Annotated in this window: 13 protein-coding genes; 9 read left to right on the top strand and 4 right to left on the bottom strand. The window is 33.7% G+C overall.

Features of this window, described 5'->3' with window-relative positions; translation table 11 throughout:
* From MVE07_RS00890 to MVE07_RS00905, 4 genes are all read left to right on the top strand, one after another.
* On the top strand, nucleotides 1–212 hold a 212-nt coding region (locus tag MVE07_RS00890), incomplete at its 5' end, for a hypothetical protein (RefSeq protein WP_297452855.1).
* 49 nt (nucleotides 213–261) lie between these two features.
* Nucleotides 262–1,047 (top strand): hypothetical protein, encoded by a 786-nt coding sequence (locus tag MVE07_RS00895; protein ID WP_297452857.1) that lies wholly within the window; start codon nucleotides 262–264, stop codon nucleotides 1,045–1,047.
* A gap of 63 nt (nucleotides 1,048–1,110) precedes the next feature.
* Nucleotides 1,111–2,073, top strand: coding sequence for a MoxR family ATPase (locus MVE07_RS00900; protein WP_297452859.1), 963 nt, complete (start codon nucleotides 1,111–1,113; stop codon nucleotides 2,071–2,073).
* Nucleotides 2,074–2,081: 8 nt separating this feature from the next.
* The gene (locus MVE07_RS00905) at nucleotides 2,082–2,891 is read left to right on the top strand and encodes a DUF58 domain-containing protein (protein ID WP_297452861.1); all 810 of its coding nucleotides are present in this window, start codon (nucleotides 2,082–2,084) and stop codon (nucleotides 2,889–2,891) included.
* Here MVE07_RS00905 and MVE07_RS00910 read toward each other — a convergent pair.
* The 4 genes from MVE07_RS00910 to MVE07_RS00925 form a co-directional block, all read right to left on the bottom strand.
* Complete coding sequence (locus MVE07_RS00910) at nucleotides 2,877–4,007, bottom strand: mechanosensitive ion channel family protein (protein ID WP_297452863.1); 1,131 nt, start codon at nucleotides 4,005–4,007, stop codon at nucleotides 2,877–2,879. The genes MVE07_RS00905 and MVE07_RS00910 overlap by 15 nt on opposite strands.
* 9 nt (nucleotides 4,008–4,016) lie before the next feature.
* Nucleotides 4,017–5,084: a Xaa-Pro peptidase family protein gene (locus MVE07_RS00915; protein ID WP_297452865.1), complete on the bottom strand. Its 1,068-nt coding sequence runs from the start codon at nucleotides 5,082–5,084 to the stop codon at nucleotides 4,017–4,019.
* Between the two features lie 179 nt (nucleotides 5,085–5,263).
* Nucleotides 5,264–6,643, bottom strand: coding sequence for an amidophosphoribosyltransferase (purF, locus tag MVE07_RS00920; RefSeq protein WP_297452867.1), 1,380 nt, complete (start codon nucleotides 6,641–6,643; stop codon nucleotides 5,264–5,266).
* 69 nt (nucleotides 6,644–6,712) lie between these two features.
* Nucleotides 6,713–8,326, bottom strand: a complete 1,614-nt coding sequence (locus tag MVE07_RS00925) for a PEGA domain-containing protein (RefSeq protein WP_297452869.1) — start codon at nucleotides 8,324–8,326, stop codon at nucleotides 6,713–6,715.
* A gap of 107 nt (nucleotides 8,327–8,433) precedes the next feature.
* Between MVE07_RS00925 and MVE07_RS00930 the strand changes: the two genes are divergently transcribed.
* From MVE07_RS00930 to murI, 5 genes are all read left to right on the top strand, one after another.
* Nucleotides 8,434–9,315, top strand: coding sequence for a 4Fe-4S binding protein (locus MVE07_RS00930; RefSeq protein WP_297452871.1), 882 nt, complete (start codon nucleotides 8,434–8,436; stop codon nucleotides 9,313–9,315).
* Between the two features lie 106 nt (nucleotides 9,316–9,421).
* On the top strand, nucleotides 9,422–10,828 hold the full coding sequence (locus MVE07_RS00935; protein WP_297452873.1) for an Rne/Rng family ribonuclease: 1,407 nt from the start codon (nucleotides 9,422–9,424) through the stop codon (nucleotides 10,826–10,828).
* Nucleotides 10,825–11,721 (top strand): outer membrane protein assembly factor BamD, encoded by an 897-nt coding sequence (bamD, locus tag MVE07_RS00940; RefSeq protein WP_297452875.1) that lies wholly within the window; start codon nucleotides 10,825–10,827, stop codon nucleotides 11,719–11,721. Before MVE07_RS00935 ends, bamD begins: the two co-directional genes overlap by 4 nt.
* Before the next feature lie 33 nt (nucleotides 11,722–11,754).
* Nucleotides 11,755–12,081 carry a ribosome silencing factor gene (gene rsfS / locus MVE07_RS00945; protein ID WP_297452879.1) on the top strand — a complete coding sequence of 109 codons (327 nt, stop codon included), beginning with the start codon at nucleotides 11,755–11,757 and terminating at the stop codon, nucleotides 12,079–12,081.
* Nucleotides 12,078–12,851, top strand: a complete 774-nt coding sequence (murI, locus tag MVE07_RS00950) for a glutamate racemase (RefSeq protein WP_297452877.1) — start codon at nucleotides 12,078–12,080, stop codon at nucleotides 12,849–12,851. The genes rsfS and murI overlap by 4 nt, the downstream gene beginning before the upstream one ends.
* Nucleotides 12,852–12,988: the final 137 nt, after the last annotated feature.

The raw sequence follows: 12,988 nt of genomic DNA on the forward strand, positions 1-12,988 counted from the left end.
AATTAAAAGCAGCGTTGGCACAAGACTTGCCGGGCAGAGAAGAAGAAATCACGGAAGCTTTAGCTTGGCTGGGATGTATTTCGCATGGGATAGGAGAAAACCGTAAAAATACGTGGAGAATTACAAGAAAGGGTATGTTAGAGGCCAGAATATATAAACCCAGGAATTTACTTGAAAAAATTCAAAACAAACTTTATGGGCTTAAAATTTAGTCTGACCTAAAACAAAAAATCTTAATAAATAGAAAACAGGAAATTAAAATTGGGGGAGTATATATCTTATTGGATACCCACAAAAGCGCCAATTGATCCACGGGCATTTAGAAAAGGCAAAATAGAATTTTTCTCTATTTCTGAGCCACAGAAAAAAGAGCAATATAAAATCGATATTGAACTAACAACAGATGATAACTCATATCCTAAATTTATAAAAATAGAATTTTCTGGAAAAAACAAAATAGCTGCTAACCTTAAAATTAAAGACTTTACGAAAGAAGGGGTTCTTATATGTGAGATTGTATACATAGATCCTAAAATTAAAGGTGCATTAAATAGGGCTATATATCATGGAATTAAAGAGTTTTATCATGAGCATGAGTATCATTCAGAAGATGAAGATTCATTAGTTATAGGATATATTTCATCTCAAATACCATCTTACAAAGAAATAATAGAACACTATCTCTTAATATATAGAAACAAGCTATATGAACAGTATGAAAGAATACAAATTTTTCTAAAAGATATTTTATCAAAACAAAGTTTTATCCATCTTCTAAGAGTTTTTGACAAAGCTAAAAAATTAGAAGAAACTTATACACAAGCTTTTGGAGAACTACAGTATGCAGAATATCTTATTACTTTAGCAAGAAAGGAAAATATAAACTCACCCCTTTTATCCGAGATTGAAAAAATTTTGATAAGAGCAGATTATGAAATATTTACCATACAAAACTCACGAATTTTGACATTAAAAGGGATTGTATATTCTTCAATTATAGCCTTAATAATCTCTACTCTTTATTTTCTTTTACCTCTTGTATTGTAAACTTTTAAAAATCATAATTATGAATAACCCTATACAAAAGATTTAAAGCAATTGGGAGTAATTATGGATATAATCCAAAAAATTAAAAATGAACTCAAAAAGGCCATAATTGGTCAGGAAAGAATGATAGACAGTCTTTTGATAGCCCTTATCACAGAAGGGCATATCCTTATAGAAGGTGTTCCGGGAATTGCCAAAACCACAGCAGTAAAAACACTTGGGAAAATTCTCAACCTTGATTTTAAAAGGATACAATTTACTCCAGACCTTATCCCATCAGACATTCTGGGAGGAGAGATATACATAATAGAAAAGGATGAATTCAGAGTTAAAAAGGGTCCCATATTTACAAATCTGCTTCTTGCTGATGAGATAAACAGGGCTCCTGCGAAAGTTCAGTCAGCACTGCTTGAAGCCATGCAAGAAAGACAGGTAACAATTGGAGAAGATACATTCACCCTTGATAAACCATTTATGGTAATGGCAACACTGAACCCTATTGAAGAGGAAGGAGTTTATAACCTGCCTGAAGCCCAGCTGGATAGATTTTTGATGAAAGTTGTGGTTGATTATCCGTCTGAAGAGGAAGAATATCAGATTCTAAGGCTTGTGACAGCACAGGAAGGAATAAGGAATGAAGGTGTTCAGGTAGAAGAGCCACAGCAAGTTGCATCAAAAAAGGATATTATTGTCCTGAAAGAACAATTAAAAGAGATTCATGTTGATAAAGAAGTTGAAAAATATATGGTTGAATTAACAATGGCAACGAGACAGCCTGAGAAATACGGAATAGATAAAAAGCTTATCAGACTGGGGTTAAGCCCAAGGGCAACTATAAATTTATATAAAGTTTCCAAAGCTGTAGCCTTACTAAATGGAAAAGATTATGTATCACCTGCAGATGTGCTTTTATATCTGAAGGACGTTTTCAGACATAGATTTATGGTTTCTTTCTATGCAGAAGCCGAAGGAATAACCACAGACCATATCATAGATATGATAGTTGAAAAAGTCCCTATGCCTTAAAGTTAAAAATGATTGAAAAAAGCAAAATTATATCCTTAAAAGCACGGCAGAAAGTTTTATCCTCTCTGGAAGGTATTCACAAAGCAATAATATTTGGTGAAGAAGATGATTTAAAGAATATCAGAGAATACACTTATGGGGATAACGTCAAAAGGATAAACTGGATAATAACAGCAAAAGAAAGAAAGCCCTATGTTGTGGAACGGGAAGAGCTAAAAAGCCAAAATATAATTATTGTTTTGCTTTTAGACCAGGAAATGCTTTTTAAAAATAAATTAGATAAACTTTCAGAGATTTTCGCCATTTTAGGCCATTCAGCCTTATATCACAAGGATAAGCTACATACCTATATTTTCACAGATAAAATGGAAAAATATTTTCCTCACAAAAACTATCCCCAACATATTACGGATATCCTTGATTTTATTTATTCATTAGATATTAAGGACAAAAAGATTAATACAGAAAATATATACAGATTTTTAAACAGACACAAAAGGTCTTTGATAATACTAATAGGAGATTTTGTTTATCCTATAAATATTTTAAATATTGCCTCAAAGCATAAATTGGCTGCAATCTGTGTAAGGGATAAAGATGAAGAAAATCCATCTAAATATACAGGTTTTCAGCTTAAATCCTTTGATAACAAAAGAAAAATTCCCCTTCTTGTATGGCCTATGGTAAGGGTCTATAAAAAAAATCTGGAAAAACTTGATGAAAATCTAAGACACCAGATTGTCTTAAAGAGAATTCCTTTTCAAAAAATATTTACAGATGAAGACCCATTTATAAAACTGAAACTAATGTTCAGGTGAGTCTTTGCTATCATCAAAAAATGTCAGCTTTTCAGGAACTTTTTCTATATATATTGACTGGCTTGGATATGCAAAAGAAGAGCCATTTTTTTCAATAATTTCCATAATTTTTAGATTTATATCCTCTTTAATTGCCATATACTCAATCCAATTTGCTGTATTTGTAAAGGCATAAATAAATATATCCAGAGAGCTATCATTAAATTTATCAAAGAAAACCAGCAATGTCTGGTCTTTTGCAATTCCCGGATGATTTTCCAGCATTTCCTTTATATCTTTAACTATTTTCTTAATCGTCTCTCCGGGGGTATCATAAACAAGGCCTATAGTCATCTTAATTCTTCTTATATTCCTTCTGGAAAAGTTTTCTATTGGGTTATTTGCTATATACTGGTTTGGAACTGTTATCAGGGACTTTTCAAATGTTCTTATTTTTGTTGTTCTCATTCCAAGGTCTTCAACTATTCCTTCTACACTGCCTACCTTTATCCATTCTCCTATTTTCAGGGATTTATCTGCAAGAATAGTCAAACCACCGAAAAAGTTAGCCGCTGTGTCTTTGGCAGCAAGGGCTATAGCCAGACCACCTATTCCAAGGGATGCAATAAGAGCTGTTACATTAATGCCCCATTCCTGAAGGATAGCTAAAAATCCAATCGTTATGATAAATGCTTTTGTGGCTTTTATAAGAAATGAACCGATTTCTCGGTAAAGTTCTTTCCCAAATTTTTGGGAAAACTTATATATATCATCTGTAAAAACATTTATACCGTTATAAAAAATCCAGAAGACCATAATGATAAATAAACTACGGACAAAATGCTGGAGTATATCTGCCCTGAGATTGATGATATCAAGGGCAAGCCAGAGGCCAATTACAACAAATAAAAATCTCAGGGGACTTTCTATCATAAGGAGAAGCTTGTCATCAATTGATGTTTTTGTTCTGGAGACTACTGTCCTTATGCTTTTAACGATAATTGCAGAAAAAAGATTTTTCAGAAGTAAGAAAAACAGTAAAACAATAAGGGCAAGAGCCCATTTGTAGAGGGGTGTTCCCAGAATAACCTGATTAAGTATCGTATTTATATTGCTTAAAAATCCATCCTGATTCATAGTTATTTATTATATCCTGATTTCTTCAAGGGAAGTTTGGGTTAAGACTTCTCCTTTATCCTTTCTGGCAACAACAATATTTTCAAGTCTTACGCCACCTATTCCTGGAATGTATATGCCCGGTTCAATGGTAAAAACAGTGTTTTCAAGGAGTCCATCTTCATTATTTTTATATATCCGTGGAGGTTCATGGATTTCTATTCCTACCCCGTGACCTGTGGAATGGATAAAATAATCACCGTAACCATACTTATCTATAACATTTCTTGCGGCAAGGTCTATCTCTTTTATTGGAATTCCGGCTTTTACCTTGCTAAGAGCTTCTAAATGAGCTTCTTTTACAATCTGATAAATTTTTTCTATTTCAGGGTGAACCTGTCCATAGAATACCGTTCTTGTAAAATCAGAACAATATCCCTCATATATAAGTCCCATATCTATCAGAACCGGACTGTTTCTTTCAATTTTTGTGTGTGATGTTTCATGATGGGGAACGGCAGAATTTTTTCCTGTTGCCACAATTGCCGGAAAGCTTTCATCTGTTCCACCTTCTATGAATATCTCATTTATTATTCTTCTTCTCAGGTCTAACTCATCTGTGGCTTGTGGTATCTGGGTTAGTATTTTTTCAAAGATTCTATCGGTTTTATGAACTGCTTCCCTGATTATTTTTATTTCTTCCTCAGTCTTCTGAATTCTAAACTCATCTAAAAATCCTGAATAGCCCTTAAGCTCTGTTTTCAAACCTTCTTTTAGAGCCTTATAAAACGATATTGTGACTCTATCTTCCTCAAAGCCTATTTGATTGCCGCCATATTCATTGAGAATTTCTTGTAGATGCTTTATCTGGGGTTTTCCTCCTTCTCCCAGTTGAATAAGGTTCCATCCTTTGAGCTTTTCTTTTGCAGCTTCAAAATACCTACTATCTGTTATAAAAAATTTTTCTTTTTGGGTCAGTAATACGTAAGCATTTGAGGATTTAAATCTACTTAAATAAAACACATTAGGCCTGCTTGAGAAAAAAAATGAACCTAAATTTTCCTTTTGTATCTTATCCTGAATTTCTTTTATTTTCATACTGAACCTCCTGATTATGCAGGAAAAATTTTAGCATAAGGTTGCATTTTAGGGGATAATGTATTATCATAATGTTAGTTAGTGTTTACTAACGATGCCCTGCTGGAGCCATCCATATTGGGGGAGTGTTCTCCCCCTCTTTTTTATGCTTAAATTTGAAATCTTTCCAGAGTAGCTATCTACAGAACAGGATAATTTCCATCAAAACAGGCTGTGCAGAAACCTTTCTGACGGTATTTATTTGCTGACCTTATCATTCCTTCCAATGATAAGTAATAAAGACTATCGGCTCCAACATAATCTCTAATTTCATCGATAGTTTTATTGGCGGCAATTAACTCCTCTTTTGTGGGAGTATCAATCCCATAATAGCATGGGCTGATTACTGGAGGTGAACTTAATAGAAGATGGATTTCTTTCGCACCGGCTTTTCTAAGCATATTTACGATTTTTTTGCTTGTTGTTCCCCGGACAAGGGAATCATCTATTACAATGAGCCTTTTGCCTTCAACCACCTGTCTGACAGGATTTAGTTTTAATCTAACGCTTAAATCTCTTATAGACTGGGTAGGTTGTATAAAACTTCTTCCAACATAATGGTTCCTGATTAAGCCTATTTCCAGCGGAATACCGCTTTCCTCTGAATATCCTTTCGCTGCCAGTAATCCTGAATCTAATACAGGAACCACATAATCAGCATCTACTTTATATTCTCTTGCAAGGGTTCTTCCCATTTCTTTTCTAATTTCATAAACCCAGTCCTGAAAAATCATACTATCCGGTCTTGCAAAATAAACAAACTCAAATATACATTTTTTTGGTTCTTCTGTATGTTCAAGAGGGAAATAAGATCTCATTCCTGCATCATCAATAACCAGAACTTCTCCGGGTTTTATATCCCTCAGATATTCAGCATCAATGATATCAAATGCACATGTTTCTGAAGCAACAAAAAAGCTACCTGATTTATTTTTACCAAGTGCAAGAGGTCTAAAACCGTAAGGGTCTCTGATTGCTATAAGCTGCTTTTCCCTAAGGATAAGCAAAGAATATGCACCTTTTACCTTAGACATTGCGGAGAATACCAGCGGAAGAAAATCTCTATCATTTTTATGGAGCATTATGTGGGATGGTGGTGGTTCTTTAGCTTTTGCAATCAAATGGACAAATACTTCTGTATCAGAGGTAGACCTGAATATTGCACCATTTTTTTCAAGTTCTTCTCTTATCTGGCCGGCATTCACCAGATTACCGTTATGGGCTATTGCAAATGAGCCTCCATAAAAATGGGCAAAGAATGGTTGTATATTTTTGGGATCTGAACCCCCTGATGTTGAATATCTAACATGGCCTATTGCAAGGTCACCTTTTAGTTCTTTCAAGTCTTTATCTGAAAAGACTCTGGTTACAAGGCCTTCTCCCAGTTTAAGATTGATATCATATCCATCTGATACAGCTATACCTGCTGCTTCCTGACCTCTGTGCTGAAGTGCATGTAATCCTAAAAAAGTCATATATGATGCATCTGTATTATTGAAAACTCCAAATACTCCACACATTTTCCTGACCTGCAGTTTATTTTGAAAAAATTTTAACAGAAATAGGGGGAGTAAATCCCCCTTTTAGAGCTATTGAACAGTTTGTATCCATTTTTTCATCAGGTGACCGTTTCTGAATATATCAATATGAGGATTATCCATTAAAGAAGCCACAATCAGAACTTCCTCATTTGCAAACACCATAGACCTTGGGACAAATACAAGATTTTCAATTGTATAAAGGGTTTTACCTGTATTTATATCTCTAACTTCAACAGATTTATCACCTTTTCCAAGGGCGATCTCATCTTTTTTAGTTGAAAGTGCTGCAGAATAAACTGGATATCCTGCCTCTATCTTTTTAACTATAGATAAGTCTAAACCAAGGATGTTTACTGTTCCATCAAGGGATGAAGTAACTATATTTTGTTTGTCTCTGCTGGCTGTTAAAGATGTAATTTCTTGAGAATGAACTTTTTCTGCTTTTTCTATATTGTCTGAGCTTGTATCAAACGCTATAACATATCCATCTTTCGTTCCAATATATATTTTTCCAGCAGCATATTTTCCACATGCAGGCTGATGTCCTATATCTTTTTCTCCTTTTAAAGCACCTGTTTTCAGGTCAGCAATTTTTATTTTTCCATCTTTTGTTACGTAATAAACTTTTGTATTGTCTTTACTAATTGCAATTATTACAGATTCCATTGGATACATTTTAGACATAACAGGGAAGGTGGTCTTCATATTCCATACAAGGATTTTGTCAACTTTTTTGTCTTTCAGTTCAGATGGAAGTGCATAAGCCAGTTTCCTAATCGGTTTAATACCTGCAACATACTGTCCATTTTCAGATATACCGTAGTTGATGAATTTATCAAAGTTTCTTACGTCTTTTGGATCATATAAAGAAATTTGAGGTTTAAACTCCTTAATATCCCAGAAGTATATTCCTGCTTTCCCAAGTGTAACCAGATATTTATGGTCCGGTGTAAAGTCAACAGGTCCATATGCCTGTATAGGTGGAAGCTGAACAGGTTGTAATGTGTATTTTACTGTAAACTCATCACCTTTCTTAAGTTTCAGCACAAAGGAATCTACATAACCATCTTTTTTGACTGTTATTTTATGAATTCCTTCGTCCAGTTTAACTGTTTGTGGAAACTGGCCTATTTTTTTGCCATCTATGTATAAAATTGCATCTGAAGGCTCGGCTTTAAAGTGGAGAACAGCATGTTCCATATCAACAAAAAGTTTTGTTTCTTTACCGTATTGGATATTAACTTTTCTGGAGGTTCCTACTGAACCTAATTTAAGAACAATTTCGTGTTCCCCAACATCTATTTTATCTTTGAAAGGTGTTTTTCCTATAGGGTTTCTACCCTCTAAAACGATTGCTCCTTGAGGTTTAGTATCTATAACAAGTAATCCTTTTGGTGTTGGTTTGAAAGAAAGTTCTGTTATATGGTCAAAATAAACCCATACATCCTTTTTCCTTTCCATATCAAATGGAGAGGTAGCAACTTCTACAGTGTATTTACCTTCTTTTAGTTCAATTTCCAGAGGTGTTTTGCCAACATGTTTTCCATTAATGTAAACATCTGCATTTGGAGGTTCTTTAATAACAAGTTTTCCTTTTCCTTCGCATGATGCAAGGAAAATTGCGGCTATCAAAAACAAAAAAACGGATAGGGCTTTTTTCATCTCCAACCTCTCTTTTGGATTTTTGGTTAGTAAAAACTAACAAAATTATACTATAATATACTATAATATTTTAACGCCTGTTAAATATTTTTGGAGGTAAAGTTTAAATGTCTACTTCAGTAAACTCTGCACCGGCCTGTCCACAACCATCATTTATGGAAACCCATAAATTTACAGTTTTAAGGAATACTGTTTATATCTTCGTTATATTAATGCTTATTATCATTCCTGTTTTAAAAATAGCCAAAATTGACCTTGCCCACGATGAAGCATGGATTTTTGGTCATAAAGTTCCTGTGGAAGATGGTTTAATGCCTGTAATTTTATCTCTGGGGTTTTTTGCAATTCTGGTAATTGTTATGAACCTTTTTAACGGAAGAGTTTTCTGTGGATGGATATGCCCTGGAGGATGGGTCGCCGAAATACAAGATGTAATTAGAAAAAGAATGTATAATCCAAGGTCTTCCACTTTAAGTAAAATTGGATATTATGGTGTATCCCTAATTACAGCGGTTTTATTCCTTGCCTTGTTTTTTAACTGGGTAACAGATTTAAGGGTGTTTTTCTACAGCACTAATCCTATGTTCCCATGGCTTTGGGCAGCATTTTTATCTGCACTCGTAGTTGTTTATTTTGAAGTTTTCATAGGAAAAAGATGGTGCAGAACTTTTTGTCCAACAGGAATTTATCAAAAAATCACCCCTTATCACCATAAAGTAAAACCTACAATGGCACCTCAGTTTAATTTGGCAGATTGTGGCACATGTAAAGAATGTATTAAAAACTGTCCTATGGCACTTGATCCGAGAAGAATGGCTTATATAAACGATTTTTATAAAGGAATTCAGGCTTGCATTGTTTGTGGAGAATGTATTGATACCTGCAAACAGGTAATGCTTCCTCAATGTAAAGAGCCTCTTATGACATGGGTAACTGAACTTCCTGAAAGAGATGCTGATTTTATCTCAGGAAAAGTTAAAAAATCTTAATAACATTACACTCCCTCCCAGAAGGTAGGCCTTTCTGGCCTCCTTCTCCTTGATTTAACATTCCTTTCTGATTTATTATTTAAAAAAATTTACAACAGGTTTATTTGTGGACAGAGAGCTTGTTATTATTTCTTCTAGAAATCTTTATTTATATGTTATTTATGAGGATAAGGAACCTGTTGAAGTCCGTGTAGAATACAAAGACCTTGTGAGACAGTCCGGAAATATCTATAAAGGCAAAATAAAAAGAATTGTTCCTGCCATGAACGCAGCCTTTGTTGATATCGGTGAAGAAAGGGAAGCATTTTTACCATTAAAAGATATTAATAACTGTCCAAAGGAATTAAAAGTAAATGAGAATATAATTGTTCAGGTTAAAAGGTCAGCAGTTGGCACAAAAGGTGCAAAACTGTCCTGTAAAATAGCTATTCCTGGTAAATATCTAGTATTAATTCCTGATAATCCTTATATATCAATTTCAACGAAGATAGAAGATCCTGAAGAAAAAAACAGAATTAAAGAACATATTAAATGGCTTTTGGAGCCATTTAATGAAGAAAATCACGGGTTTATTATAAGGACTTCTGCTGCTGATGCTTCAGATGAGGCAATAATTGAGGACTTTCTTTCCCTTAAACAACTTTGGAACAATATTTCAAAATCTGCAAAAAACAAAAAAACACCTTCGTTGCTCTATGAAGAAACCAGCAAAATTTACAGTATATTGAGGGACTATGCCGGTAATTTTTCCAAAATAATATCAGATGATATAAAAAAGCTAAAAGAAATTAAAGAATATCTGAAAAAGAATTTCCCTAACCAAAAAATAAAACTGGAACCTTACAGAAAAAGAAAGGTTTCTTTATATTCTTACTATCAGATAGATAAACTTATCCACAAAATACTAAACCCATATGTCTGGCTTCCAAATGGTGGATATATAGTTATTGAGGAAACAGAAGCCCTTGTGTCTATAGATGTAAACAGTGGTAGCCACTGCAAACACAAATCCCTTGAAGAAACTGCATATCATACTAATTTGGAAGCAATTAAAGAAATTGCTAAACACCTGAGATTAAGGGATTTAGGCGGAATTATTATTATTGATTTTATAGACATGAAAGACACAGAAAGGAAAAAATCCTTGATAGAACAGTTCAAAAAAGAAGTTAAAAAAGATAAAAGACCAGTAAAAATAAAAAATTTTACTTCCCTTGGGCTACTGGAACTTACCCGGAAAAAGCTTGAGGAAAGCCTTATAAAACAGTTAACAGAGATATGTTTTACCTGTGGTGGTCAAGGATTTGTCAGAAGTAAAAATTTAATACTATTTGAAATTGAGAAAAAAATATCTGAAATGAAGCCTTTTGTAAAGCTGAGAATAAAAGTAAATCCGGCTATTTATCGTGCCGTAAACAACCTGATAAAAGACCTGAAATTAGCAGACAGAATTGATATACTTTCTGATATTAATATAAATGTAAATAAATTCAGTATAGAGAGAGTGGAATGAAAAAGATTTTTACTGCAATATGCGCTGCAGGATTATTGTTTTCCTGTGCAGAAAAACATATAACCAAAGAACAGGTTCTTCCAAAAGGAATTCAGCTTTATAAAGAAGGCAAATACGATGATGCAAAAGATTACTTAAAGGAAGCTATCTATAAAGCTGAAAATATGACCACAACAGATATAATGCAGGCAAGATATATGCTTGCCAATATATATTACAGAGAAGAAAACTATATAGATGCCATTGTGGAATTTGAGGAGTTTTTATCCCTCTTCCCAACTGCACCTCAGGTTCCGGAAGTTCTTTATAAGCTGGCTGTTTCCTATTTAAAAATATCTCCTTCACCTGATAGAGATTTAACATATGTAAGAAAAGCCTTAGATAAAGCTGAAGAGTTAAAAGATGAATATCCAAATAGTCCTTATGCTAAAAAAGCAGATGAAATCATTAAAAAAGCCAAAAAGATGGAAGCAACCCATCTTATTGATATAGCAGATTTATATGAACATCTTGGAAAGTATTATTCTGCTGCGGTTTATTACAACATGGCCTATGATGATTACACAGATTTTATAGACAAAGAATATGTTATTTATAAAATCGGATATAACCTTCTAAATGTTGACAAACAGTATGAAGAAGAAATTCAGGAGTATAAACAAAAAATAAAAGAGCTTGAGGAAAAAATACAGCAAGAAAAAGATATTGAAAAGAAAAATGTCTTAATCAATAGAAAAGAACTTCTACAAAAACATGTTGATAAATTGGAAGATAGAATTCAAAAAAGCAAAAAAAGAGGCATTACTGTTCTAAAACATATGCTAAAAGAATTTCCCAATACAAAATATAAAGATGGTATAAAAGATTTATTAAAAAACGTTAAGGAGGGATAAACCATAGATACCAAAGAAATTTTAAATGAAATCATACAGGCAGCCGAAGAGAAAAAAGGAAAAGATATTGTTGCTCTTGAGATAGGGAAGGTGTCCCCAATAGCAGATTATATGGTGATAATATCAGGGGACGTGCCTGTTCATACCAAGGCTATATGTGACGAGATTACACACAGACTAAAAGAAAAAGGAATTATTCCTTCCCATATTGAAGGCTACACAGAGGGCAGATGGATAGCCATAGATTATGGTGATATTATGGTAAATATCTTTATTCCGGAGCTTAGGGAATATTACAACCTTGAATGGCTATGGTCTGATGCTCCTGTGGTTTACTCAAATAAGGAAGAAGAAAAATGAGTATAGGAGTATTTGATTCAGGTATCGGCGGACTTACAGTTTTCAAAGAAATTGCAAAAGAATTTCCACTCGCTGATATATATTATCTTGGAGATACTGCCCGTGTGCCCTATGGAAACAAATCTCCTGAAACTGTGATTAGATATTCCCTTGAAGCAGCAGGTTATCTGGCAGGATTTGGAATAGAAGCCCTTATAGTTGCCTGTAATACAGCATCCTCTTATGCAATAGATAAACTAAGGGAAAATTATGATTTTCCTGTGATTGGAGTAGTAGAGCCGGGAGTTGAAATAGCCTTAAGACATACAAAAAATGGAAAAGTTGGAGTTATAGGAACACAGGCAACAATAAGAAGTAATTCTTATAAAAACTTATTAGAAGAACATAATATACAGGTATTTCAAAAACCCTGTCCATTATTTGTTCCACTTGTGGAAGAAGGTATCACAGAAGGGGAAATAGCAAGATTAATCGTAAAAGAATATCTTGATGAGCTTATAGAAAAAGGAATTGACACCCTTATTTTAGGTTGCACCCATTATCCGCTGCTTAAAAACACTATTCAGCAGCTTTATCCTCATATTTCTATTGTAGATTCTTCACAGGCTATAGTTGAGTTTCTTCATGGACATAATATTGTTTTTAAAGGCACAGGAAAAAGAAAAATATACATAACAGACGAAGCCGAAAGCTTCAAAAAATTCAAAGAAATGCTTGTCGGAGATATTCCTGTTGAAAGAATAGACCTTTCTCAGATTTGCAGTCTGTAAAATGGCCAAATTAGACATAACCTTAAGGGACGTAATTCAAGAGATACCACCAAAGTTTATCCAGATATTAACAGGTAAATCTGCTACAAAACTACTTGATACATCTCTACCGGAAGTAAAAGACAGAAGAGTTGATT

The organism is Persephonella sp. (genome assembly GCF_027023985.1).
GTDB lineage: Bacteria > Aquificota > Aquificia > Aquificales > Hydrogenothermaceae > Persephonella_A.